This is a genomic window from Thaumasiovibrio clandestinus, from assembly GCF_047250365.1.
Classification (GTDB): Bacteria; Pseudomonadota; Gammaproteobacteria; order Enterobacterales; family Vibrionaceae; genus Thaumasiovibrio.
In genome coordinates this window covers 137,930-162,480 of the sequence record NZ_JBLBVL010000004.1, presented here as the reverse complement: position 1 = coordinate 162,480, position 24,551 = coordinate 137,930, and the positions used below count along the sequence as shown (strand labels likewise).

Annotated in this window: 22 protein-coding genes; 7 read left to right on the top strand and 15 right to left on the bottom strand. The window is 44.2% G+C overall.

Features of this window, described 5'->3' with window-relative positions:
- Positions 1-143 precede the first annotated feature (143 nt).
- Together ACKLNH_RS08295 and ACKLNH_RS08290 are read left to right on the top strand one after the other, a co-directional pair.
- Complete coding sequence (locus ACKLNH_RS08295) at positions 144-530, top strand: DUF2750 domain-containing protein (protein WP_413111791.1); 387 nt, start codon at positions 144-146, stop codon at positions 528-530.
- A 13-nt stretch (positions 531-543) separates the two neighbouring features.
- Positions 544-897 carry a HopJ type III effector protein gene (locus tag ACKLNH_RS08290; RefSeq protein ID WP_413111790.1) on the top strand — a complete coding sequence of 118 codons (354 nt, stop codon included), beginning with the start codon at positions 544-546 and terminating at the stop codon, positions 895-897.
- Positions 898-995: 98 nt separating this feature from the next.
- Here ACKLNH_RS08290 and ACKLNH_RS08285 read toward each other — a convergent pair whose 3' ends face one another.
- Entirely contained in the window at positions 996-1,274 is a 279-nt protein-coding gene (locus ACKLNH_RS08285; protein WP_413111789.1) for a DUF4242 domain-containing protein, read from the bottom strand.
- A 260-nt stretch (positions 1,275-1,534) separates the two neighbouring features.
- Here ACKLNH_RS08285 and ACKLNH_RS08280 point away from each other — a divergent pair, with 260 nt between their 5' ends.
- On the top strand, positions 1,535-2,434 hold the full coding sequence (locus tag ACKLNH_RS08280) for a DNA ligase (RefSeq protein WP_413111788.1): 900 nt from the start codon (positions 1,535-1,537) through the stop codon (positions 2,432-2,434).
- A 92-nt stretch (positions 2,435-2,526) separates the two neighbouring features.
- On the opposite strand, the gene ACKLNH_RS08275 is transcribed toward ACKLNH_RS08280, so the two are convergent.
- Positions 2,527-2,721, bottom strand: coding sequence for a hypothetical protein (locus tag ACKLNH_RS08275; protein ID WP_413111787.1), 195 nt, complete (start codon positions 2,719-2,721; stop codon positions 2,527-2,529).
- A gap of 94 nt (positions 2,722-2,815) precedes the next feature.
- Positions 2,816-3,115, bottom strand: a complete 300-nt coding sequence (locus tag ACKLNH_RS08270) for a DUF1840 family protein (RefSeq protein WP_413111786.1) — start codon at positions 3,113-3,115, stop codon at positions 2,816-2,818.
- 970 nt (positions 3,116-4,085) lie between these two features.
- Between ACKLNH_RS08270 and ACKLNH_RS08265 the strand changes: the two genes are divergently transcribed.
- Both ACKLNH_RS08265 and ACKLNH_RS08260 read left to right on the top strand, forming a co-directional pair.
- Positions 4,086-4,625, top strand: coding sequence for a CBS domain-containing protein (locus ACKLNH_RS08265; RefSeq protein ID WP_413111785.1), 540 nt, complete (start codon positions 4,086-4,088; stop codon positions 4,623-4,625).
- A 110-nt stretch (positions 4,626-4,735) separates the two neighbouring features.
- Entirely contained in the window at positions 4,736-6,265 is a 1,530-nt protein-coding gene (locus tag ACKLNH_RS08260) for a hypothetical protein (protein ID WP_413111784.1), read from the top strand.
- A gap of 376 nt (positions 6,266-6,641) precedes the next feature.
- Here ACKLNH_RS08260 and ACKLNH_RS08255 read toward each other — a convergent pair whose 3' ends face one another.
- From ACKLNH_RS08255 to ACKLNH_RS08215, 9 genes are all read right to left on the bottom strand, one after another.
- Positions 6,642-7,289: a GntR family transcriptional regulator gene (locus tag ACKLNH_RS08255; RefSeq protein ID WP_413111783.1), complete on the bottom strand. Its 648-nt coding sequence runs from the start codon at positions 7,287-7,289 to the stop codon at positions 6,642-6,644.
- 53 nt (positions 7,290-7,342) lie between these two features.
- Positions 7,343-7,861 carry a citrate lyase holo-[acyl-carrier protein] synthase gene (citX, locus tag ACKLNH_RS08250; RefSeq protein ID WP_413111782.1) on the bottom strand — a complete coding sequence of 173 codons (519 nt, stop codon included), beginning with the start codon at positions 7,859-7,861 and terminating at the stop codon, positions 7,343-7,345.
- A 45-nt stretch (positions 7,862-7,906) separates the two neighbouring features.
- On the bottom strand, positions 7,907-9,307 hold the full coding sequence (citF, locus tag ACKLNH_RS08245) for a citrate lyase subunit alpha (RefSeq protein ID WP_413111781.1): 1,401 nt from the start codon (positions 9,305-9,307) through the stop codon (positions 7,907-7,909).
- Positions 9,292-10,182 carry an HpcH/HpaI aldolase/citrate lyase family protein gene (locus tag ACKLNH_RS08240; protein WP_413111780.1) on the bottom strand — a complete coding sequence of 297 codons (891 nt, stop codon included), beginning with the start codon at positions 10,180-10,182 and terminating at the stop codon, positions 9,292-9,294. Before ACKLNH_RS08240 ends, citF begins: the two co-directional genes overlap by 16 nt.
- Positions 10,175-10,447 carry a citrate lyase acyl carrier protein gene (citD, locus tag ACKLNH_RS08235; protein WP_413111779.1) on the bottom strand — a complete coding sequence of 91 codons (273 nt, stop codon included), beginning with the start codon at positions 10,445-10,447 and terminating at the stop codon, positions 10,175-10,177. The genes ACKLNH_RS08240 and citD overlap by 8 nt, the downstream gene beginning before the upstream one ends.
- Before the next feature lie 11 nt (positions 10,448-10,458).
- Entirely contained in the window at positions 10,459-11,367 is a 909-nt protein-coding gene (locus ACKLNH_RS08230; protein WP_413111778.1) for a triphosphoribosyl-dephospho-CoA synthase, read from the bottom strand.
- A 4-nt stretch (positions 11,368-11,371) separates the two neighbouring features.
- A complete protein-coding gene (locus ACKLNH_RS08225) occupies positions 11,372-12,241 on the bottom strand; it encodes a nucleotidyl transferase family protein (RefSeq protein ID WP_413111777.1) in 870 nt (289 codons plus the stop codon).
- Positions 12,242-12,285: 44 nt separating this feature from the next.
- Positions 12,286-13,554 carry a 2-hydroxycarboxylate transporter family protein gene (locus tag ACKLNH_RS08220; protein WP_413111776.1) on the bottom strand — a complete coding sequence of 423 codons (1,269 nt, stop codon included), beginning with the start codon at positions 13,552-13,554 and terminating at the stop codon, positions 12,286-12,288.
- A 468-nt stretch (positions 13,555-14,022) separates the two neighbouring features.
- Positions 14,023-14,301, bottom strand: coding sequence for a peptidylprolyl isomerase (locus ACKLNH_RS08215; RefSeq protein WP_413111775.1), 279 nt, complete (start codon positions 14,299-14,301; stop codon positions 14,023-14,025).
- 210 nt (positions 14,302-14,511) lie between these two features.
- Here ACKLNH_RS08215 and ACKLNH_RS08210 point away from each other — a divergent pair, with 210 nt between their 5' ends.
- Together ACKLNH_RS08210 and ACKLNH_RS08205 are read left to right on the top strand one after the other, a co-directional pair.
- Positions 14,512-15,057 carry a YceB family lipoprotein gene (locus ACKLNH_RS08210; RefSeq protein WP_413111774.1) on the top strand — a complete coding sequence of 182 codons (546 nt, stop codon included), beginning with the start codon at positions 14,512-14,514 and terminating at the stop codon, positions 15,055-15,057.
- A gap of 107 nt (positions 15,058-15,164) precedes the next feature.
- Positions 15,165-16,811: a P-loop domain-containing protein gene (locus tag ACKLNH_RS08205; protein WP_413111773.1), complete on the top strand. Its 1,647-nt coding sequence runs from the start codon at positions 15,165-15,167 to the stop codon at positions 16,809-16,811.
- Between the two features lie 154 nt (positions 16,812-16,965).
- On the opposite strand, the gene glgB is transcribed toward ACKLNH_RS08205, so the two are convergent.
- From glgB to ACKLNH_RS08190, 3 genes are all read right to left on the bottom strand, one after another.
- Positions 16,966-19,173 (bottom strand): 1,4-alpha-glucan branching protein GlgB, encoded by a 2,208-nt coding sequence (glgB, locus tag ACKLNH_RS08200; RefSeq protein ID WP_413111772.1) that lies wholly within the window; start codon positions 19,171-19,173, stop codon positions 16,966-16,968.
- A 332-nt stretch (positions 19,174-19,505) separates the two neighbouring features.
- A complete protein-coding gene (gene malQ / locus ACKLNH_RS08195) occupies positions 19,506-21,686 on the bottom strand; it encodes a 4-alpha-glucanotransferase (protein WP_413111904.1) in 2,181 nt (726 codons plus the stop codon).
- A gap of 53 nt (positions 21,687-21,739) precedes the next feature.
- Entirely contained in the window at positions 21,740-24,181 is a 2,442-nt protein-coding gene (locus ACKLNH_RS08190) for a glycogen/starch/alpha-glucan phosphorylase (protein WP_413111771.1), read from the bottom strand.
- Between the last annotated feature and the right edge of the window lie 370 nt (positions 24,182-24,551).

Sequence of the window (24,551 nt, the reverse complement as noted above, 5' to 3'; positions counted from 1 at the left end):
CTACCTCCTGTTTGGGCCAGAAATGGCCCTTTTTTGTTTCAAGTTTGCTCGGTTACCAAAGATAAAACAAATATTACACGACGCGCCTGCTACTTTCTTATATCCTTGCTCTAAATATCAGATGTAAGTAATAGGAAAAGCCCATGACCCCTGATCAGGCGACTATCGATACCGTTATAAAATATGATGCGGAAAAGCGCTATCAACACCTTATTCAAGAAGTCGTAGCTAACAACAAAATTTGGATTTTAGTGGACGAGCATGGTTGTGTCATGCTGAATACAGAAGATGAAGACTGTGTTCCTGTCTGGCCACACGAGGTCTATGCCGAAGCTTGGGCAACTGGCGAATGGGATCACTGTAAACCTGAAGCTATTTCGCTCAACAAATGGCGTAGCCGTTGGACTAATGGTCTGCTAGATGATGAACTGGCGTTAGTCGTTTTCCCTGTTGGCGAAGAAGAAGGCCTAGTCATCTATCCAGATGAATTTGACTTTGAATTGCAGCGTAAATCAACCCAACGACGTTAAGAGAAAAGACAACATGGAAACGTTAATTAGTAAGCTCCGCCAATCACCAGATTCCATTAGTTTCGATGAAGTGATGCATATAATCCAGCAGCATTATGTCTATACGCCTACCGCCTTTTCTAATGGCAAAGGAAATAACATCATCGTTAATGTGGCGGGTACCAATGAAGGGTCATGCCGAATATTTGCGTTTGCTAAACTAAACAATCTAACAGAAAGCGAAACGTTAGCTTGCTTTGGTCATCACTATCGAGATGATGTACTAAGAAACCCTGAGGGTAGCGATCACAGCAATATTCGTACCTTTATGCGTTTCGGTTGGGCAGGGATCTCCTTTGCCGGGAATGCACTATCACCATTAACATGATGCAGGCCTAAGCATTTCGATCATATGTATTTAACTAACATATGATCGAAAAGCCCCAACAAATACGCTGGGAACCCCGAGTAAAATCGTGACCAAAATTAAACCGTTTCTGCCATCGTCGGATCAATGACCGACTTTACTTCATTGACCTGACTAACTGGAAATTCACCCATTTCTGCATGCTTTCTGATTAGGGATTCATCTTCTGCAATAAAAACGCAGTAAATCTTATTTGGTGTCACAAAAGTCTCAAGCCATTGAATTTTAGGCCCAAGAGCATCGAGTACACTGCATGACTTTTGAGAAATACCCTGTAATTCTTCGGCTGAGAGCTCCCCGGCTCCTTCAACCTCTCTTTCTATCACATATTTAGGCATAACTTCCTCCTTAGGAATCACGTAAAGTCTAGCTCAAAAGCATCACTTTCGTCACACAAAGTGCCGCCCATTGGGGCACAACAATACACAGTGGCAAAGTTAACACTCCTTCCATTTCTCACCCCTTTCAACCATATCAGTTTCATAGCACACTATATTCACACGCAATTTTGTCAGCGTCCTAGAACAATACTTTTACACGTATAAGCAAAACTGACAGCCTTTTAATTACCCTTTCCCTCACAAAATTTGGTGTGGACATGTCATTATCCGTTAACGGTATTATCAGGCTTAGCCGTCTTGCCGGGCTCATTTCATTAGCGCTCAGCCCTTTTTATACCATCGCGAGTTCAGCCCCGAATATCATGCAGTCTCGAGCACTGACCAAGGCCGATTTAAATACCTTGAAATTTGATAGCGATAGCGTGAGTGAGTACTTAATCAGCGAGAAGCTAGATGGCATTCGCGCTCACTGGACTGGCAAAAACCTGCTAACTCGTAGTGGTAAGATCATTCATGCGCCAAGCTGGTTCACCGCAGGTTTTCCTTCTGCTGTAACATTTGAAGGTGAACTTTGGCTTGAACGTGATAGTTTTCAATCTGTTAGCAAAATCGTTCTGGATAAAAAGCCGAATAACCTGCATTGGAAAAACGTTCAATTTCGAATATTTGATTCAGCTTCAATAAAAGGTGGATTTGGCTATCGCTATCAGCAGTTAGTTACTACGGTTGCTGATATTCAGTCACCCTATATTAATGTCATCCCACAGCGACGAGTTGATGATATTAACGAACTGACGCAAATGCTAATTCGCATTGAAGATATGAATGGAGAAGGACTAATGCTGCACCATCAAGACAACGTATACCTTGCAGGTAAAAGCCATGATTACTTCAAACTAAAGCAGTATCAAGATAGTGAAGCGACGGTTATTGGCTACGAGGGAGGATCAGGGAAGTATGAAGGGAAAATGGGGGCTATTTGGGTACTCACCGTTGACAATATCAAATTCAAAATAGGTACTGGGTTTAGCGATACTGATAGAGCGTCGCCTCCGCCCATAGGGAGTATTATCCAATTTCGCTATAACGGACTCACCGACAGCGGTATTCCACGTTTTGCTCGCTATCTTCGTCAACGAACCACACCCGACAGCTAAAGATTAAATTTACACAGAATCTAAACATCCAAAAATAAGGAATATACCAGGCATAACAAAAGGCTCAACATGACGTTGAGCCTTAATCTCTTTCAATGGTCGTCATCTGGTAACCGTCCTTCTAACGTATATGGTCCCTCGTTGTGATTGCTGTCAAACACATTGGCGTGTGACTGACGCAATTTTTCTATTTGCATCTCAACTGCTTCCGCCTTCTCATAATCACCTTCTGCAAAGGCCAAGTAGGCTTGCTGCTCTAAGTCAGCAATTCGTTCCGCATTACTCATACCAGCCCCCATGTATTGTTGATACACCAAACAGCAACGCTATCACTGAGAGTGTAGTGGAATACCTAAACAGAGGTCAAACGGCAACCGGAAATCATTCCCACACAACATCATCACCTTCTTTTACCGCACACTGCAACATTTCAATCAGTGGCCATGCCCTTTTATCTAGGCCAACAACAGGCTCGCTGCTATCTTCGTCATCACTTTCATCAACTTCCGGTGAAATGTAACACTGTAACGCATCCTTTAGGCAAGATAACGCCTGCTGAATATCAGCCCCTCGTAAAATACCGGGTACCCTAGATGTTACATTCATCATCGCCATCAAATCTGTTGCTACATCATCAAACATGACGACATCTGCGTGGTGTTTACTTTTGAACGTTATCACTGCATCTCTCCCCAAAATGTATCGTTCATCACCAAGATAACTAAATAGACACTAATTATTATGAATGACGACCAGCCTATCTGCTAGTCAACCTGATCGCTTTATTTAATGCAATGCATAATTTCGAATACTCTACCCCCTTCTTTGACAAATCCGACGTGTACAATGACATTATCTTAATATGTAGCAATTCTAAGCACGATAGAAAGTCAAAAGTATTATTGAACTTACTCACCACTGGCTTACAAAAATAAATTGCTGTGTCGTTATTTTATGCTGTGTCCTTAATCATAAGTACGTTAATTTATTGTTTGAATACCCAACGTCATCACCATGAAAAATCCATATTTACACAGTAAATTATGCACCTGCAATAATACGTAATGTGTTACGATATATCGACGTTAGCATGGCTAAAACAACCAACACCACGACCAATGTAACGCCTTGCAAGCATTCGTCCGGATAATGCGATTATGCTGACAGAAAAAAAGATTGCAGCAATTATTGTTTGAAATGCTTAGTCTCTTTGCTGCTATACCTCATAACTTGCCCCAAAAGATACTATCAATTTTATTGATAGGCATTAATGGCGAAAATAGCATCAGTATTTAGTGCGTGATAATGGTTATTTCATCATCACGATACTACTCAAACACTAACATAGTTTCGTCTCATTCTTCCTTCTAGCGCAAGCTGAACAGCATATCTTCGCTTGAACTGATTGAATATTGCACCACAATTGGCATAGCAGCGCCCCTGTAAACTACAGGAAGGAATAAGTACCTTAGACCTTACTACTTCACACGCTGAAACATTGAATATATCAAGTATCAAAATAGATGATTACCTACATAAAATATTTGAATTATCCTTCTGTCGACGTACTCCTTATCATAGTTGCAGCAGTATTAGAGCCTGCATTTATTCAATGTCATTTAAAAGACGATGAAAAACCAAGGAGTTCATTATGAACAATGCGCTTACCGTCGGCGATATCGCCAACCTACAAGCCCCCACGCTGCGTGTAGATACTTCCCTACCCGCTGCGATAGATATTTTATTAGGCCACAAAATTAATGGGGCACCAGTTTGTGATACAAACGGAAGCTTAATCGGTTTCCTATCAGCCCATGACATCATGGTTGAGTTCTGGTGCAAAGATCATCAACTAGATAATTCTGTTAAGGTCGGCGACCTGATGAAAACAAATGTTGCAGTTATTGAAGCTTCTGAGCGTTTGAGTGATGCCTTAGAGTACTTAGCGTTAGACATGAAGCAACTTTACCCGACTACCGATATGGGCTACGCAACAGAAATGACAACACTTTCTGTTGAGGAGCGGGCTAAATCAATGAAAGTCAGTAAACCGCAGATCCTTCCGGTTCTCGATAAAGGCCAATATGTTGGCGTGATTTCTCGTCACGAAGTATTGAATGCAATTCGTCTTCTATTTGATGGTTCAGCCAATCTTTCAATCGCTGATATCGTAACAGCGAATACCGCCTAATTTACCACTAGTTTACATCACTTACTTTCAGTTTCATTTGCCAGAATAGACATTCACCGCAGAGTTACCTAACTGTGTAAGTAAGAAATAATATTATATTTGGAGTTATAATGGAGCAAGTCTTTCACCTATATGCTATTAACCATTTGTTTATAGCATTAGTCGTATTAACAGTTATGGTTTTGGTAGCACGTACTATTGTTGCGGGCACAAAATACTCATCTCTACTCGTCATTGTCGTATTTGGTTTATCGTTAGGTGCACTTTTTGTAGAAAGTAATATGACAACACCTGGCCTCAGTGAATTTCCCGTTGTTGTATTAATAAGCCAAACAACTGTTATCGCACTTATTGCTTCTTTCTTTGTTGGCGGCCAAGAAATAAAACGATTACTCTCCAAGCAGTCGCTTCAAGACGATAACTTCTTTACCCCTTCCACCAAAGAGTTGGTGATGGGAACAAGCAGCACTCAATTAATCTTTATCATTCGCGGTTTTTTGCTCCTTGTGGGTATTCAAGCGGTCGATGTCATGGTTTCAGGGCGAGTTAATGGCGCACTTTTGGGAGAGTCATTCCCACTATTTGCTTACATTAGTTTAGCGCTGTCCTTTATTTTGATTGACCGACGCGCTCAAGCATCAAACAAAGCGCTTTATGTACGTAAAGGCGTGGTTGAGGCATTAACCATCATCCTTGTACTAAATCTATCCTTGAAGATGTCAAGTGCAGTCGCTTCAATTATTGGTCTACCGCAAATCTTCTTCGCCATGGTTCTCTCGTCTAGTCTAGGCATGCTTCTACCTAAGTGGAAACTAGGTCCAACGATGAATGCCCTATTGTTTGCTGGTATCCCTCTGGTGCTGTCTGGTAGTTTCTTAGTGGGCGGTTCGCATATGATTGAAGCCTTTTCCATCCCAGGTCTACAAAATGTTATCGTTTACGGTTTTGCAGGCCAAGTGTTTTGGATGTTCGGTGGTCTATGCCTGTTAGCCTTCGTAGGAAAAGCTAACTCTCTCCAGAATCTTGCTCCAGGTATGGCTGGCGGTCTATCGCACTCAGGTTTAACCGGTGCATGTACTGCAGGTGATTTCGGCGCGAAAGCCGCGTCTCGTGCACCAATCATGATCAATATTCCTTTCGCGGGTCATATCTTTGTCTTTACCATTCTTGCGGCTAGTGCTGAGAAAGGTCAGCTAATGGTTGAATGGACCCTGCCTCTAATTGCTGCGGGCATAGCGTGTGTCGTGCTTGCACTGAAAAACCTGCGCAAAGCAAACGGCTGCGAAGCAACCGAAATTAAAGGCTTAATGCAATTTTCGCTTGGCTGGCAGATTGTCGCTGTATTTGGTAGCTTTACGCTCCTAGCCCTTGCTGGCATGTCATTGGAGCATGCATCTATGTCTGCTTCTTCTGGTCTGTCGCATTTCGGTTTATATGCTGCAGTACAAGAAGGGATGTTTGGCGCAACGGCTGCAAGCTTGATCACGTTCACATTCGCAATGACGTTCTTAGTCCACCCTCTTGTCTTTGGCATGTTTGGCAAAGCAGCAGAAAACAATGGGCGTATGTCTGAGCGAGGTATCGCAGGATTAGCACTATTTGGTTTAATTGGTATTTTGTATGCCATCGTGACTATCTAAGCTAATTTGATACGGCAAAAGTGAATCTCACGAGACGTCTTTGTCACTAAAGTTATAAAAAGGCAGCCTTGCCTAGGTAACTCCTATCACTTACAGTGTTTGGAGCAAACTGGATAGCGAGCTTTGCTTATACGAACGGTCCTTGATTTGGACCGTTTTTCATTCAGTCAGAATAAGCCATCTAGATAAACAGACCACGCCGCTGATTTCACCGTAAACTAGAGTGGCATTATAAGAGCTTAGTCATTCTCGAAGTTTGGCGGCGGCATACAACAGCGATACGAGTCGAATAAAAGATGGGAAACAAAGCCCACCTGTAACCACTGTTGCTAACAAATCGTCCGTTAGCTGCTCTTTGAATTCGGTCTATCTTAGGTCACTTAATCAAGCTCATAAAACGATGTTTACCTTGTAAAATATGATCGTGCATTGCTTTGGCAGCTCGCTCACAATCACCACCAACTAAATAATCGATAATTTGGCAGTGTTCATCGGTCGAGTCATTTACAGAAGTACTTACCTTAAAACTACGTAAACAACTAAGGGTTTGTTTTTTATTTAGGTCATCCAATAATGCGACTAACAAAGAATTATCACATAATGAGTAAATAGCTCGGTGGAAATCCCAGTTTTGCTGCATAGCATCGCCAGGACGGTCGTTATTAAAAGATTCAATCATTTCCTGATTTTTTCGCTTTAACTCCTGAGCAATTTTGGGGCTTACATTTAATGCCGCCTGCTTAACCGCCATTAGTGCTAAATGCGCCCTTAAATCAAACATCTCAAGAGTTTCGGTAAGGCTGTAGTCACGCACAAATACCCCCTTATGAGGCACAACTTGCACCACACCCGCCTGCTCAAGTAACTTAAATGCTTCCCGTATCAATCCTCTACTATGTCCAAGTTCTTGAGTAAAGCGAACTTCTTTGAGGTGCTCACCTGGTTCAAACTCCCCAGAAAATATTCGCAATTCCAAATCGGCTACCAACGCCTGTAAGCGAGTCGATTTTTGTTCTGCAACCACCCTAACCCCTTTTTTAACAGTCACTTTTTAGCAACTAATATATCGCGATGGGATTAGATAGCAACCTGATTTAAGTTATTCGTTATTACGTCCCAAACCTCATCAAAACTATGATTACGGTTGCGAACGCACACTGCTGCCACTTGCTCACACAACATGCAATATCTGGGTGGTAAACTAAGCTCACTTCGACCAACGGTAATACCTTTACTGTTTACCAAATCAAAATCCGCCAGACGCCCTAAGGGGTCCTGCTGTTCAATCTCAACAGTCAACCGTTTCAACTTTGCGCTGGGCGATGAAACTACCCACATAATGTAGCGCCCGTCAGCTGAATCCGCCTCTACTTTAGCCGTTACCTCAATATTTTCATTATCTAGTTTAGCTTCAAACTGCTGGGATAAACGTAGTAGTGCAGATTGGCTTTGCGGTGGGTTTTTATTCGTGCCCGGAATATTTAGCACTAAACAAATGACACAGGAGTTATAACGTTTAGCTAAGGCTAAACGTTTATTCCAACGCTGTTCTCTGGCGTCTAAAATAGCTGAGACAATTGTTTTTTCTTGATTCATTCATCCTCCAAAGATGCCGGTAAACCTATGTTTACCGGCTTTAATCTAGCAGTAAATCTGATCAAGGATAGAACCATCACGGTACTCGACCGTAGCAATATGCTGCTGACCCTGTTTGCGTAGTGCAGGCTCTCCTGCAATCATCACGGCTTTTCTGCGTAATTCCTGCATCGTAAATACTGGCAGACCTGCATCACGGCACATCATTGCCAGCTCCGGACGGCGTGGGTTCGGAGTAATTCCATACTCTGTAATCAGCAGATCAACAGTGTGCCCTGGTGTACTAATCACCGACACCTTATCGACAACGATAGGTAAACGAGCGCGTAACAATGGTGCGACAATAATCGTTAAGTCCGCACCTGCGGCAGCGTCACTGTGACCTCCAGATCCCCCAATGAGAATGCCGTTCGAATCGGTATGGACATTGACATTAAAATCGGCATCAATCTCAGTTGCCCCTAACAGAACTGCGCTTAACCCTGCAGTAAAACAAGACTTACGTTGTGGGTTAGCATATTGGGAGGCCGTAATTTCATGATGGCGATTATTCCTAGCCAACGAGTTTACTGCCGCTAAATCAAAACATTGAACATCATAAATATCTTGAAATAGCCCTTCTTCCAACATCTCGACAAAGTAGCCTGTTATACCACCAAGTAAATAGCCCCCTTGCACCTGAAGCTGTTGCATGCGCTCTCGAACAAAACTCGCTGCAGCTAACGAGGCACCTCCGGCCCCTGTTTGAAAATTGAACCCATCTTTAAGCAACCCAACGGCTTCAATACTTTTTGCCGCATATTCAGCAATTACCAACCCAACAGGGTCTCGAGTAACTTGTGTGGTTCCAGACACAATACCGGCTGGATCACCAATACGATCAACGTTGACCACACAATCAATGTTAGTATGTGACAGCGATATATGCTCTAAAGCGTGATCAAGTAGGTTATCCGTTATTGCCACCACGTATTTAGCATGTTCGGCGTCTGCTTGTGGGTACCCTAAAGAGCCACAAGCAGAAGGTCCCTGAGACCCCGATGCATTACCATGAACATCAACCGTTGGTGCGGCAATAAATGCAACGTCTATGGCTAATTCACCCGACTCTATTGCACGGGGACGTCCACCATGTGTACGGAACATCACTGGCTTCTTCAGCACTCCTTGTGATACCGCTTGCGCCATTGGGCCGCTGATATAGTTAGTATCGATTCCTGTCACCACACCTTGCTGAGCCATCTCAACTAATACACGATGGGCACTAAACACAGAGCTTAAAGCTACTTTTAAGTCTTTTATCCCTAAAGCCGCAATCTCTTTCATCACTAGCTCAACTACATAATCGCCATTACGTAGGTGATGGTGAAACGAAATCGTCATACCATCTTCCAAGCGGCTAGCTATAATGGCTTCACGAAGGGAGGAAATTAATTTTTCATGCATTGTGAGGTCCTTTCTGCACTTTCAACGCTATTTAATATACGTAGAGCACGCTTCACAATGGGACCATCAACCATGGCTCCATCAACAGAAAACGCGCCTTTCTTATCACTCTCAGCTTGTTTCATTGCGATAATGATACGCTTTGCCCAATCTAGCTCTTGCTCTGAGGGGGCGAAGACCTGATTGACAACTCGAGTATGTAACGGTGAGATTAGGGCTTTACCCGTAAAACCCATCTGTTTTGCCAGCTCAGCGTCCTGCCGTAAGTTGTCCAAATCATCGATAACAGTAAAAGGTGTATCGATAGCATCAATACTGGCCGCTCTTGCTGCATTCACTACACGACCACGTGCATAAGCAATCTCCTCACCACTTAAACTGCGTTTAGCCATTAAATCTGCCGCTAAATCTTCAGCCCCTAACAGTAAACCTGTCACCCTCGTGTCACTGCACGCTATCTGAAAAGCATTTTCAACGGCAAGTGCACTTTCAATAATGGGTAGTATTTGTGTTGAATGTAACTCTAATCCTAAACGCCGCTCTTCTCCAAGAAGCACTTCGCTGACTTGTTCAACCACGTGGCAACTATCGCACTTAGGTAACAGCACTGTGTCGACCCCAGCTGAAACCACAGCCCTAATATCGTCTTCCCAAAAAGGTGTATCAAGGCCATTGATGCGGACTATACGCTCCAAACCTGCACATTTCAGTGTTCGATAGGCTTCGCGAACCAAAATTCTGGCTGCATCTTTCTCGCTTTGACTAACCGCATCTTCAAGGTCGAAAATAACGGAGTCTGCACCAAGTACTGGTGCACTGATCAGCATTGCCGGTGTATTGCCAGGCACAAATAACACGGTTTTACGCTTAAACATGATCACCTCCAGCCCGAATAATTGCCGCTTCAACTCGCGCCCTTATTACGCAGTCTAACGCACCTTTATCTTGTATTTTTATTCTGGCAGCGCTCACACCAAATTCAGCACAGACACTATGTACTGTCGCTTTGATCGCCTCACCAAATTGTGCAAGTACAATACTATCGACCTCAATATCAATCTGATTTTTTGCTGGGTAAACCGAAACGAAACAATCGTTTGACTCTAAGGAGCCAACCATTGTTGATTGCACTAATTTCATTTTGAATTCCTTTATATAACGCCTTCAGGCCAAGCCTGATGCTCCATAAGATAAATAGCACTACTCAAAGCAAGTAGATCTGCGCAGCCGCCAGGACTAAGACGACGCGCTAAACATTGCTGTATCAATAATTGATAACTTGCCAATCCACTTGAACTAAAAACCGAGCCTTGTGATAAGACATACCGAGCTTGCTGTTGCAGCCAACGTAAACCTTCAATTCCGCCTCGGTGAAGTACCGTTGTATCTTCAACTTCTGCCATTAGGCTCAGTAAAGTGTGTTGCAAACTACGCTCAAGGTTTCCACTTTGCATTAATCCGACCTGTAAAGCTGGGAGGGCATAATATATGACCGAAGGTAACCCCCCCTCCACTTCACCACGGATCCCCTTAACACCATGCTGTTTAAATAAACGCTCACCGTAGCTGCGAGGTTCAGCATTGTTTTGTAATTCGCGTTCACAGAGCCCGAGAGTCATCTCCGAAATACCTTCTGCAATATCGAGGGCATAAATCTTCCCGGTTTTGGCTGATTTTTGAGCAGCCGCAGCAGCGGCGAGGCTTCCAACAAATAGCATGCCTCGGTGAGTATTTACTCCTCTTGTTGCAAGCATCAATTTCTGTTCCCAAATCGAACCGTATTGCCTTAAAGCTTCGAACAGGTTGCGGTCACATATTTGAGCTTGCTGCCCGATTTGTGCCGCTTGGTAAAATGCCGGCAGCATCGCTGTAGATCCTGAGATAAAGCTATGAAAATTCATATCATTGTGGGCACCTTGACTCTCTGGGCAAACCAAACCAGGTTTGCTACTACACGCAACTTCGTGCAATACGCCTTGATGAAGCAAACTCGCTATATGCCACGCCTGAGCATTAAACTTAGTAGTGACTAAAAGCTGAGTTGTGCTTAATTCTTCCATACTCTTACTCCTTTCCATGCAGAACCTCTACAGACTGAGGCTTAGCTGATATAGGCTGAAGTGGTACTGAGTAGCTGGATAAAGCACGTTGGTACTCCTGCATCGACTCGCCAACTTTCCCTTCTATAACAAACACTTTTTTAATATTCAGACCCAGTACAATGCGCTCACAAAAAATAGCAGCAGCAAGCTGGCTCTGTACTAAAGCGTGATTGTCTCGGCCGCAGAAGTAATCTGGAAAAAAATCGGCGCTGAGTACATATGCTGAAGGTGCAATTAACTGACAGTTAGGCAGATCAGCACAAGCTTTCTCCAGTTGTTGAAATTGACCAATATCTGTCTCTCCCTCAGCCCACAATATTAATTGCTCACAAACAGATGAAGCCTGCTCAATGACACTAAAAAGCGCAGGGCAAAAGTCAATTGTTCGTATTCTTAGGGCTGCTAAGCTTTTACCATTCAAGGGCAATTTCTGCTGCAAACCATCAAGCCAAGAGTCAATATCAGGCCAACCATATTCAAACATCGAAGCTTGGCCACTATTTGCAACACAACTAAAACCCAACCGTTCAAACTGACGATTTTCAGGCTTACTGAACAAGAACATTTGATCGTAGCCAGCATTAATAGCAGACTTAAGTAATTCCGTTATCAAGCCTCCGAGTAATTGCTGACCTCGGTATGCCTTCGCGATACAGATACCCAATAACAACTCTCTTCGACGATGACCAACAGCTACCATCTTTGCTCCATCAAAAAAGCCAACGGCGATATCTGGATTTTCTATCGGCAATAACGCTTCACTTTCAAGTAATGCGGCGGCATCATAGAAGTCTTGCTGAGTATTTAAAGTTCGAAGAAAAAGTGGCTGCATGCCGAACTCCTCATAGGCAGGGAGCATCGCCCCCTACAAATACGCTAAAACAGGAAGGGAACCGTCAAGCCAACAATCACTAGGATCATCGCGCCACCAATTCGAGATGATATTTGCGCGAAAGGAATAAGCTCCATACGGCGTGCTGCCGACAATACCGCGATATCACCAGTGCCACCCATATTTGCCATACATAAACCCGCACAGAGTGATGATTCGATAAAGTAGAAACCGACCAATCGACCGCCAAGACCAGCGCCAACAATCGCACCTACGATAACCGAGATAACTAACAATACGTTTTCAAGTGTTAAAGCGTTAATGACCATTCCTAAGTCGGTATAAGTAACACCAACGCCAACGAGCAGAGGCGTTGTTAGGTATTTGGCCATGAACGAAAACCAAGTAGCACAAGCATCTTCGATTAATTTAGGGAAGAAGTTACCCACTTTAAGAATTGCAACAGTAATGATCATTAAAGCGTAATAGTGAACACCCGGAACGATCAAGTTAAGTAAGCGCCCGACGAGTAACAATGAGCAAGCCGTAAATATCCCAATAGCCAATGCTTTTAAACTAAGCTCTCGATCATCACTTTTAACGTCATCAATCTGCTGAGATACCATAAGCTGACCGTTGCCCGTCAGGGATGGATGCTTATTCCCTAAACGGTATAGCATTCCACCCGCAACAATCGAGGCGACGTTACCTAAAGCCATTGCCGGGATCAGCAAGGACAAGATTTCATCTGTTTCCATTGAAATCGCTTTATTAAAAATTTCAGCAATGGGTAAAGCACCGGCACCTAGGCCGCCTCCCATAATTGGATAAGTTATAAAGGCCACGCCATTACCCGCACCATAACCAATAATCATTGCGACGAATCCGCATAGCAATACCGCAAATAGTAAACCCATGATAACGGGAACGGCGAAACGTACACCGGCTTTAATGAGTAATTTTGAGTCAATTCCTAAGATCGACCCAACGACCAACGATGCAATGTAAAACGTTAAAAAGCCTCCGCCTTTCATAAAGCCATCAATTACGACTTTAGTGGTGTCAGGCATAATGCCCCAATACACCAAGGCAGCGCTTAAAAACATACATACGATAGGCCCCCCTCCTAAATAGTCCTTTACAACTGGTGTACGGTCTCCTAAGTGTTCGAATAGGTAACCCAGCGACATCATTATCGCTAGGCCCCCAACTAGCCCACTGGGTAGTTTTCCTAACAAAGCGGCACTGCTACTGATTGCCAGAAAAAACATAAAATACGGAAGAGGGATCTCTTTTATATGAAACTTGTTCATGAAAGTAACTCCTTTACTAACAACATAGTATTGAGGTGAACGTAAGGATATTGAAGTACAAAAATATAGATTGTCCTACAATCCATGTTGCATCAATAATAATTGTTAGAAAGTTGTATGTCGATCACAGTAAAGGTATGGTTCGTAGTTGCATCACAAACCAATCTCACATTGATAACTCGTGCAGCAGAACTCAAATGGGTCGCTAGGGTCTTAAAAAACGTGATTTCATGAATAAATGTTTGTGTAGAGCAACTAAAAATAACGAAGGAACAATGAGTGAATGCATACTCAGGATAGTTTATGGCTTTGTTACATAAACCATTGAGCTAGCAAAAAAAACGCTCAAGCATGGTGCTTGAGCGTTTTTTTATCCAATCGTAGAATCATGCTACTGATCAGAGACTTAACTATTGGGCATTAGCCTTATATGGCTACTTTTAAGTGTAAATTGTATGCCATTGCGCATTAGGTACGCCAAAGCACCTTTACGATATGCCACCCAAACTTGGTCTTGACTAGTTGAGGTGTGATGGTTTCACCTTGGAAGACCGCTTTATCGAATTGCGGCACCATCTGGCCTTTGCGGAACTCCCCTAAATCACCACCCTTTTTACCAGATGGGCAAGTGGAGTGTTTACGTGCAAGGTCTGCAAACTTCTTACCTTTCTTTAGCTGCTTCATAATGTCTTCAGCTTGTTCTTTGTGTTTCACCAAGATGTGAAGTGCGTGGGCTGTTTGTGCCATATTGCTCTAACCTGTCAAATACTCTAATGCGCCGAGTTTACCACTCAGCCCTACTCGCGCCAACCAAGCCATAATGTCGCAGTTACAAAACTGTCTTGAAACTGGGTCAGCAACCCTCTGTATATCAGCAAATACTTGTTGCTAAATACCATTTGTTCAAACTCATACAACATCATTTATCAGCGATAGAATGAAATGATCGGAGGCTCTATGTTGCGCTTACTCTTAACCACCAGCTTGTTTATCTTTTTAAATGGCTGTGCCAGCTACACTGTTACCGAAAATGATATTCAGCGTTATCTCAATGACAACACAGGCTTTGAACGTTCAGTTGGCATTGAAGGCATTGCAGTTGCTCATCTCACCTTCGACAATGTCGATGTTGGTATAGGCCGCATCGCATCAGACCGTGTCAATTTAGAAACCACGGCGAAGGCGTCAGTTGAGATCATGGGATTACCGAATCAACAGGCTGATATCAAGGTCAACATGAGTGCGGTACCCTATTACGACAAAGAAGAAGGGGCAGTTTTTCTCAACTACCTAAAACTCGATGATGTCGATGTTAATCCTGATACTTTTGATATATTCAGTAACTCACAGCCATTAATGCCACTGGTGACTTTGGTCGAGCAACTATTATCAACCCGCCCTATCTATCGCTTAAGTGACGCAGATTTCAAGCAGTCCTTATTGAAAAAGTCCGAACCAGAACTCCAGATTATAAATAACAAAATTAAGATACATTGGCAGTAACAGCAGACAAGAGACACAGCCAAACAGAGGGGGATGTCATTCTCCCCTTACTGGTTGATTCATATTAGGGTATGATGCGCGCAAAATTGCACTCACTGAGACGAGCTATGGACGTTCTTGAACATAAACTAAAAAAAATTGATCGAAAAAACTATCGCAGTTACAACAGCCTCAAGGGCGATTATCAGTTTGTCGATTTTAGTCTGCACATTGATACTGTTCAGGCCGACCCATATGCCCCGCCTTGTCGAGTTCGTGCGCGCCGCAATTGGTCGCTAACCGACCTTGCATGGTTGAAAGAAACCTCGTGTGATTTCCAGCGCGCAGCACGTGACTACCTAACACGTCAGTTTGCCGCCTTGGTACAACAAGATAACCATATTAGTATCGATAAACCCGGGCAGACAGTGCTAGATCGCACTTCAGTGGTGTTTGATGATGATGCTATCGAATTACGTTTCCGCCTCGATCTGCCAGCCGATGGACGAACGATTATTGCGAAACAAGCGTTAAATCTGATGACATTTACGCTGCCGAAAGTCATCCGCAAAATAACACTGGCACGTGAGCTAGATATTGATGCCATGACCGCGCATTGCCAAACTATCGAAGATCAAGTCGCACTGCGTGAACAACTTGAACAACATAACCTCACTGCTTTTATTGCCAATGGCAGCATTTTACCGCGGCTAGCGGGTAATGTAGACCTGCCCTTAGACGAAGCACAGCCTTTTGTTAGCCCTGATAACTTAGCGGTGTCACTCTCAACGCCACACAGCGGTGAGATTGTTGGCATGGGCATAAGAAAAGGCATTACATTGATTGTAGGTGGCGGATTCCACGGCAAATCAACATTACTGAATGCGATAGAACAAGGGATCTATGATCATGTGGCCAACGATGGTCGACACCGTGTCGTTACAGAAGCCAATGCAGTGAAAATCCGCGCTGAAGATGGACGCTGTGTTCACCAGCTTGACCTGTCTCCTTATATAAACCACTTACCGATGGGCAAAGCGACAGATAGCTTTTCCACGCAAAATGCGTCTGGCTCCACCAGCCAAGCAGCGTGGTTGCAAGAGTCGCTAGAAGCTGGGGCAACCTCGCTGTTAATTGATGAAGATACCTCAGCCACCAACTTCATGATTCGCGACGAGCGTATGCAAGCACTGGTGGTTAAAGATCAAGAACCAATTACACCGCTGATTGATCGTATTCAACAACTGCGTGACCAATTAAACACGTCAGTATTGTTGGTGATGGGCGGTTCAGGCGACTACCTTGACATGGCCGATACGGTTATTCAGATGCATGATTACCAGCCTGTTGATGTGACAGAAAAAGCCCGTGAGGTTATTGCTCAGCACCCAACACAACGCCAAACAGAAACGGAAGATACACTGCAAAAACCACGCGCTCGTCAAATTAGCAGCGGAATGTTAAAAGGGCTATTAGAAGACGGAAAATTCCGAATTCAAGCTAAAGATAAGAGTGCACTACGTTTTGGCCGTGAATGGATAGATGTTAGCGCGATCGCGCAACTGAACGATGCAAGCCAACTAAACACTATTGGCTGGCTATGGTTTCAACTAGCCCAACAAAAAGGGTGGGTAAAACACCCTGCAAGTGCCTTTGAAAAAGCATTGCATACCGACTGGTATCGTATGATGCCAGCCTGGGGTGATCTTGCTAAGCCGCGTGCCATTGAAGCAATGGCGGTACTTAATCGTATGCGTAAAGCTGAATTTAAATAATGACCGTTATCGAGCTAAGAGTGGGTCAAAATAACGCAAGTTGATACGGTTCATGTCGTATGTTTATTGACATAACGACAACAAACAATAAAACGGCTCGCTATACCAGCGAGCCGTTTTTTCATCTATTCAATCACGAATTAGAACGCAACAATCAGCGTCGATACTTATAAAACAGTGTTGCCAATGGCGGTAAGTCAATGTACACCGACTGTTCAAGACTATGCGATTGTTCTGCGTACACCGTTAAGCTTGGTTTTACCGTTGCATCACTTCCCCAGAACTCCGCGCTGTCAGTATTCAACAATAAATCATACTGCCCGTTATCAACAGGTACACCCAACTGATAGCCAATGCGAGCGGTCGGCGTGAAGTTAGTAATGACTAAGACTCGATTTCCGGCATCATCAAAGCGTTCATGTGCCAAGATACTGTGCTCTGCATCATTTTGCTCACGCCACTCAAACCCTTTTGGATCATGGTCACGCTGATACAAAGCAGGTTCGCTGCAATACAGCGTATTTAGCGCTTTCACCAGTTGCTGCATACCGTAGTGCTTATCGTATTGTAGCCAGTGCCACTCCAACTGCCCTTCATGAGCCCATTCTGCCGTCTGGCCTATTTCAGTTCCCATGAAATTAAGCTTTTTACCGGGTTGCCCATACATATAGCCCAGATAAGCGCGAACATTGGCAGCTTGTTGCCACTCATCGCCCGGCATTTTGTGCATGATGGAACCTTTACCGTATACCACTTCATCATGAGACAGTGATAAAACATAGTTTTCACTGAAGGAATAAATCAACGGGAAGGTAATGGTGTTGTGATGATATTTACGGTGAATCGGGTCTTCCTTCACATAGCTAAGGCTATCGTGCATCCAGCCCATATTCCACTTAAACCCAAATCCTAAGCCATTCATAGAGGTCGGCTGAGTAACACCAGGAAAAGCGGTAGATTCCTCCGCTATGGTCATCGCATTAGGGTAATGCTTATAGACTTCTTCATTAAACCAGCGCAGCAATGAGATGGCATCATAGTTCTCATTGCCACCATCATGGTTAGGGATCCACTCACCGTCATTACGCGAGTAGTCAAGGTAGAGCATCGACGCCACCGCATCCACACGTAAACCATCGATATGAAAATGCTCTAACCAGTACAAGGCATTTGAGATAAGGAAGCGTCGAACGTGATCGCGACCATAATCATAAATATAACTATTCCAATCATTATGCCAACCACGCCGTGGATCAGGATCATGGTATAGCGCTGTGCCATCAAAGTTCGCTAGGCCATGCTCGTCGGAAGGAAAATGAGCGGGAACCCAATCTAAGACAACGCCAATTCCAGCTTGGTGGCATTGATCAACAAAAAACTTAAAGTCATCGGGCGTGCCATAGCGGCTGGTTGGTGCGAAAAGGCCAATCGGCTGATAGCCCCATGAACCGTAAAAGGGATGCTCTGAAATAGGCATCATTTCAACATGGGTATAGCCCATCTCAACCAAGTACGGTATTAATGTTGATGCCAATTCCCGGTAAGAAAGAAATTGACCATCGTCACCACGGCGCCACGAGCCAGCATGCAGCTCGTAAAACGACAATGCCTCTTTGTGCTTGTGTGTTACTGGGCGATCTTGCCACGCTTTATCTTGCCACGCATACGCGCGCTGATCATATACAACCGACGCAAAAGACGGGTATTGTTCCGCCTGATACCCCCAAGGATCCTGTTTATGGGGCAACCCCTGCCCATCACGATCTTTTAGCTCATATTTATACTGAACACCTGGAGATAATTCAGGAATAAACAATCCCCATAAGCCGTTATCTAAACGTTGCATCGGATGGCGACGACCATCCCACTCATTAAAGTTACCCACCACACTAACAGACGAGGCGTTAGGTGCATACGTTAAAAATCGAACACCGGTAACTGGTTGTCCTTCACGAATTAATGTAACTAACTGGGCACCCATTTGAGTGTGCATGAGGTGTGGTGCATATAATGCATCAACAGAAGGTAAAATGTCATGAAATTGGTATGGATCAACAATCGTTTGTATAACGCCTTGCCAATTAATATGTAAACGATAAAAGCGAGCTGAAAAGTCCATTTTATCCGTAACGATAAAGCAACTTCCTTCCTCACGCTGCATCGGATACTGACAACCATCTAAGGTTTCAACTACGACGCCATCAGCACCAGGAATAAATACCCGCAATGCTGCAAGACTATCCTCATAGAGCGGACCAATAACTGCAAAAGGGTTATTAAATGCCGCTTCTTCTAACTGCCGTAAGTGTGAATTATTCCCTTCGAACTTTGGCGGGAACGCTATTTCTGATTCGTAATGCATAACACCCTATCTAATCCTGAATGACGTCTAATAGTCCATTAATCATTGATGCCAATATGCGACCATTGGCACATACTATGTAAAATACCACCCTCCATCGCACATTGACATATTCATTTGCCACTTTTCCATAATAACAAGTAAAGATACCAACACGGGATGCCGAACTTCGTGCTTTAGCATTAGCATTAGCATTAGCATTAGCATTAGAGATAATATCAACAACGTCATGCACCATCCGTACTAAAGCTCACATTACAGATCGAAGATAGAACGAATAAAAAAGCCGACACAATGCCGGCTTTTAATATGCTGTTATACCTTGCACTTATTTAGTTAGATGCCTGCTTGCGCACATCAGTTAACTTTCGCGTTAGCGCTGTAATCTCTGGTTTGGTAAAAATATCTTCCAAGTTGTGAGATAGCTTACGGCGCCAGTTTGGATATTCGTCAACGGTACCGGGAATATTCACCGGCTTATCCATCTCTAACCAATCTTCAAGCTGCAAACTCAGTAGTGCGCTTGACCCCGCAGCCAAGTGTAGCTGCATCGCATCACTAAGATAACGATCCATTGGAACATATTGTGCATTGGACCCAACCCCCTCGGGCAAATAACCATGCCAAGCAATACTATCTAGAATTTTTTGCTTACTTTCCGCTCGAGAGTTAAACAAGCCCTGCAATTGCTCATCATCAGGATACAGGCCCAGTTCCGCGCCCATTTTCAAATCATCGCAATGCCAGAAACCGCGCAGCGTAGGCATATCATGTGTGCAAAGGGTGGCCATCGACTGTGGCGCATAATGAGCTGGAGAAATAAATCCTCCGTCCTCTTTCGACGTTTCGAAAAAGAACACTTTATAAGAGTGAACCCCGCCATCCGCAAGCTGATCAACAATCTCATCTGGAACCGTTCCTAAGTCTTCACCAATGACAGTACACTGATAGCGATGACTCTCTAAAGCAAGAATGGCCATTAAATCTTCAACAGGGTAGTACATGTACGCCCCTTCTTTAGCTGAGTCACCCTTAGGTATCCACCATAAACGCAGCAAGCCAAGAACATGATCAATACGCAATGCGCCGCAGTTACGCATATTGGCACGCAATAGATCAACAAACGGTCGATATGCACTCTCTTGAAGAAACTCAGGGTTGAGCGGTGGTAGCCCCCAATTCTGACCTAACGGCCCCAAGATATCTGGCGGTGCTCCAACACTCACATCTTGGCATAGCGCCCCATTGTCTGCCCACGTTTCAGCACCCGAGTCACACACGCCTACCGCTAAATCGCGATATAAGCCCATGACCATACCTTTCTCTTTCGCTAACAACTGCACTTCTTCTAGTTGGGTGTCAGCAATCCATTGCAGATACATGTAAGTCTGCACGGCTTGGTCGTTCTTTCTGATGTATGTCTGCACTTCCTGATTATTGAAGTGACGGTAATGCTCTGGGAATACAGGCCATCCCCATACAGTATCATCTTTGGCTTTCAGCTCAGTATGCAAAGCGTCAAAGGCGGCTTGTTGTAATAGGCTGTCGCCCCCTTCTTGCACAAAGCGCTTAAACGCTTGAGCACGTGCCGTGTTTTGCTCAAGGTGGCGCGAAGTGAAGGTATCAAATAGCATAGGTAACACTGCCATCTTCAAGGCTGAAACTTCAGAATAATCCACCCATGCCGTGTCGCGAACTTGGCGAAGGCGCGTTTGAAATTCGGCACTGCCAACCAACGTTTGCGCATCCAAATTTTGTGCAAACTCAGGCACGGAGCTCACGTCAATATACATTAAGTTCAACCAACGGCGTGAAGATGGGCTGTACGGGCTCGCCCCTTCGGGGTTGGCTGGGAACAACGAATGAATCGGGTTCAAGCCGACAAAATCACCACCTTGCGCTGCGATTTCGGTGACCAATTGTTTTAGATCACCAAAATCGCCGATCCCCCAGTTATGCTGAGTACGAACAGAGTACAATTGAATACTGGTTCCCCACAGTTTCTGCTCATTTTCTAGTGCTTCTTGCTTATAACAAGCATTCGGCGTAACAATCAGCGTCATCTCATAGGGTGCTCTGCGACGCTTTCTATGTACCAATAACTTGTGGTAACCAAGGGGTAAATCTTTAGGTAAAGCAAACACTAAATGGCCATCATCTTTTCGGCCATCGCGAACAACTTGAGCTTGCAGGTAGCCTTCAATGCGCTCACCTTGTTCAGTCGTCAACTGCCAACTGAAGTCACTAATTCGTGCGCTCACACCTAAACAAAGTGAAATATGTTTATCATCGGTCTGACGTAGAACGCTTACCTTACCAAGCACATCTTTACGTCGTTTTTTGTTAGACGACTCAATCAAGGTTTCATCATTGCGAACATCATAGCCTAGCGCTGCAAGGAGTTTACGGATGGTCTCATCAGACACATGTGCCTCATCTCCCCAGGCACTAATATAACTATCTGTCATCCCAGCCGATGCCGCGATTTTCTTTAATGTTTGGTTATCTTTCATCGCTTTCTCCGAAAGCGGCCTTGCGACCGCTTTTTCTTCTTTATTTTTATTGCCTAGCGCTTCACGGCTTCGAGTTTCCAAATGTTATTCACATAGTCGCGAATACTACGGTCTGAGCTAAATTTGCCGACCAATGCAGTATTCAAGATAGCCATACGAGCCCAATTATCTTTGTCTTGGTAGGCGGCATCGATACGTTCATGTGCTTTGACATAATCCGCAAAGTCAGCCAAAACTAAGTACGGGTCTCCTCCTCCTAGTAAATTTTCACGAATAGCATTTAACTGGCCCACATGCCCTGGCGTAAATTCATCACCAGCTAACAAATCAATTGATGCACGTAATAAGCTATCCGCATTATAGTAATCGTAAGGGTTATAACCTTGCGCTTTCAGCGCCATCACTTCATCAACCAATAGACCGAAAATAAAGATATTATCGTCGCCAACTTCTTCACGGATTTCGACGTTCGCCCCATCCATCGTACCGATAGTCAATGCACCATTTAGCGCAAACTTCATATTACCGGTACCAGACGCCTCTTTACCTGCAGTGGAGATTTGCTCAGACACATCGGCCGCTGGGAATAGAATTTCAGCCAAACTAACACGATAGTCCGGTAAGAAGACGACTTTCAATTTGTCCTTCAAACGGGGGTCGTTATTTACCTTGTCTGCGACCTTATTGATGGCAAAGATGAAGTCTTTTGCCAGTGCATAACCCGGCGCGGCTTTAGAACCAAAGAAAAAGACACGTGGGTGCATATCAAACGATGGATCATTAATCAAACGATGGTAGAGCGACAAAATATGCAGAAGGTTCATATGTTGACGCTTATATTCATGCATACGCTTAATTTGAATATCGAAAATGGCATTGGTATCAAGCGAGATCCCCATGTTCTCTTCAACCCAATCAGCCAAACGTTGCTTGTTCTCTTTTTTAATGGCCATAAAGCGACGCTGAAACGCTTTATCATCAGCAAAATCAGTCAACGCCGACAGTTTGTCTAGATTAAGCGGCCAATCATCACCCACTTTTTCGCTCACCAGAGCCGATAAACCTGGGTTACAGAATTTAAGCCAACGACGTGGTGTTATACCATTCGTCACATTTTGAAGACGACCTGGATAAAGCGCATCAAACTCTGGGAATAAATCACGCTTCACCAAATCAGAGTGCAGAGCGGCAACCCCATTCACGGCATAAGAACTCACCACGCATAAGTTACCCATGCGTACCATACGCTGCGGACCTTCTTGAATAATCGACAGCTTACGCTTCTTCTCTACATCACCCGGCCACTTGTCTTCAACAACTTGCATGAGACGATGGTTGATTTCGAAGATAATTTCTAAATGACGTGGCAACATCTGCCCCATCAGTGCTTCACTCCAAGTTTCAAGCGCTTCTGGAAGCAAAGTGTGGTTAGTGTAAGCAAACGTCTTACTGCTCACTTTCCACGCCTCTTCCCAACTTAAGCCATGCTCATCAAGCAAAATACGCATCAATTCAGGAATGGCAATCGTTGGGTGGGTATCGTTTAACTGGATTGTTTCCAGTTTCGACAACTCATCAATACGGTTACTGGCAAGATGACGACGTAGAATATCAGCCACCGAACACGCACAATGAAAGTACTGCTGCATCAAGCGCAATGCTTTGCCTTGATCATGATTATCGTTTGGATAAAGAATTTTAGTTAGATTCCCTGCCTCTAATGCTGGAAATTGTGCACCAACGTAATCACCGTCGTTAAAACGTGCCAAGTTAAAAGGCTGTGGCGAGCGACACTCCCAAAGACGCAATGGGTATACGCTGTTGTTTTCATAGCCTACGATGGGTAAATCCCAAGCGACACCTTCAACCGTCAACGCTGGCACCCAACGGCGACGTACGTTGCCATTTTCATCGGTATACGCGTCTACTTGGCCGTATAAACCAACTTGCTGGGATAACTCAGGGCGTACCACTTCCCATGGGTAACCTTCTTCACCACGCCATGCATCAGGTGCTTCTTGCTGACGTCCATCAACAAATGATTGTTTAAACAAGCCGTACTCATAATGAAGGCCATAACCTACTGCTGGAAACTCTTGCGCCGCTAACGAATCCATAAAGCATGCTGCTAGACGCCCCAAACCACCATTACCTAGCGCCGGATCGCGTTCCTCTTCTAGCAGATCAGTCAGGTTTTGCCCTAACTCTTCCATCGCTAGCGTGACATCTTCATACAGGCCCAAGCTGATCAAGTTATTGCCTGTTAAGCGGCCAATCAGGAACTCCATTGACAGGTAATTAACACGACGACGTTTCTCTTCGTTTAACTGAATTTCCGTATCAATCAAGTTGCCCGTGCTAATTTCAGCCAAGGCTTTACCCATTGCAAGATACCACTGACGACTGTTCGCGGTTTCAGGTGTTGCTGCATAAGTTGTACGCAGATGATTTTTCACCGTACGTTGAAAAGCATTTTTGTCAAAGGTCGTTGTCATTGTTCCGTCTCACTATTAGACATTTCAAAACTGTATTTATATTGCCCTTTGAATATGACAGAAACATCCTCCTACGGGATCGCTCAATAGGGAGTAGCAGATGGGGCGTAGGGGGGGGGATTGGCCCCAAAAGTAGATGATCCTCTACTTTTCCTTTAAAAGCTCACACAAAAATAGACACGAGTTGCATATTAGCGAGGGAATATTCTGCCGATGCACCGGTGCAGTGCGAACCAAAAAACAGCACAAAATTGCGCATTTTGTGACAAGGAGCAAACTTCCTAGGAGGAGTTTTTTATTCCTTGAGCACATTTACGTACAGTGTATTGAAATTGTGCGCACATGCTTGGCATGTATGCTCGGGATGTTT

Bases quoted from the DNA above. Each gene is read 5' to 3' on its own strand.
- ACKLNH_RS08295 (WP_413111791.1), top strand. From the start codon at position 144: ATGACCCCTGATCAGGCGACTATCGATACCGTTATAAAATATGATGCG.
- ACKLNH_RS08290 (WP_413111790.1), top strand. From the start codon at position 544: ATGGAAACGTTAATTAGTAAGCTCCGCCAATCACCAGATTCCATTAGT.
- ACKLNH_RS08285 (WP_413111789.1), bottom strand. From the start codon at position 1,274: ATGCCTAAATATGTGATAGAAAGAGAGGTTGAAGGAGCCGGGGAGCTC.
- ACKLNH_RS08280 (WP_413111788.1), top strand. From the start codon at position 1,535: ATGTCATTATCCGTTAACGGTATTATCAGGCTTAGCCGTCTTGCCGGG.
- ACKLNH_RS08275 (WP_413111787.1), bottom strand. From the start codon at position 2,721: ATGAGTAATGCGGAACGAATTGCTGACTTAGAGCAGCAAGCCTACTTG.
- ACKLNH_RS08265 (WP_413111785.1), top strand. From the start codon at position 4,086: ATGAACAATGCGCTTACCGTCGGCGATATCGCCAACCTACAAGCCCCC.
- ACKLNH_RS08260 (WP_413111784.1), top strand. From the start codon at position 4,736: ATGGAGCAAGTCTTTCACCTATATGCTATTAACCATTTGTTTATAGCA.
- citX (WP_413111782.1), bottom strand. From the start codon at position 7,861: ATGAATCAAGAAAAAACAATTGTCTCAGCTATTTTAGACGCCAGAGAA.
- citF (WP_413111781.1), bottom strand. From the start codon at position 9,307: ATGCATGAAAAATTAATTTCCTCCCTTCGTGAAGCCATTATAGCTAGC.
- ACKLNH_RS08240 (WP_413111780.1), bottom strand. From the start codon at position 10,182: ATGTTTAAGCGTAAAACCGTGTTATTTGTGCCTGGCAATACACCGGCA.
- citD (WP_413111779.1), bottom strand. From the start codon at position 10,447: ATGAAATTAGTGCAATCAACAATGGTTGGCTCCTTAGAGTCAAACGAT.
- ACKLNH_RS08230 (WP_413111778.1), bottom strand. From the start codon at position 11,367: ATGGAAGAATTAAGCACAACTCAGCTTTTAGTCACTACTAAGTTTAAT.
- ACKLNH_RS08225 (WP_413111777.1), bottom strand. From the start codon at position 12,241: ATGCAGCCACTTTTTCTTCGAACTTTAAATACTCAGCAAGACTTCTAT.
- ACKLNH_RS08220 (WP_413111776.1), bottom strand. From the start codon at position 13,554: ATGAACAAGTTTCATATAAAAGAGATCCCTCTTCCGTATTTTATGTTT.
- ACKLNH_RS08215 (WP_413111775.1), bottom strand. From the start codon at position 14,301: ATGGCACAAACAGCCCACGCACTTCACATCTTGGTGAAACACAAAGAA.
- ACKLNH_RS08210 (WP_413111774.1), top strand. From the start codon at position 14,512: ATGTTGCGCTTACTCTTAACCACCAGCTTGTTTATCTTTTTAAATGGC.
- ACKLNH_RS08205 (WP_413111773.1), top strand. From the start codon at position 15,165: ATGGACGTTCTTGAACATAAACTAAAAAAAATTGATCGAAAAAACTAT.
- glgB (WP_413111772.1), bottom strand. From the start codon at position 19,173: ATGCATTACGAATCAGAAATAGCGTTCCCGCCAAAGTTCGAAGGGAAT.
- malQ (WP_413111904.1), bottom strand. From the start codon at position 21,686: ATGAAAGATAACCAAACATTAAAGAAAATCGCGGCATCGGCTGGGATG.
- ACKLNH_RS08190 (WP_413111771.1), bottom strand. From the start codon at position 24,181: ATGACAACGACCTTTGACAAAAATGCTTTTCAACGTACGGTGAAAAAT.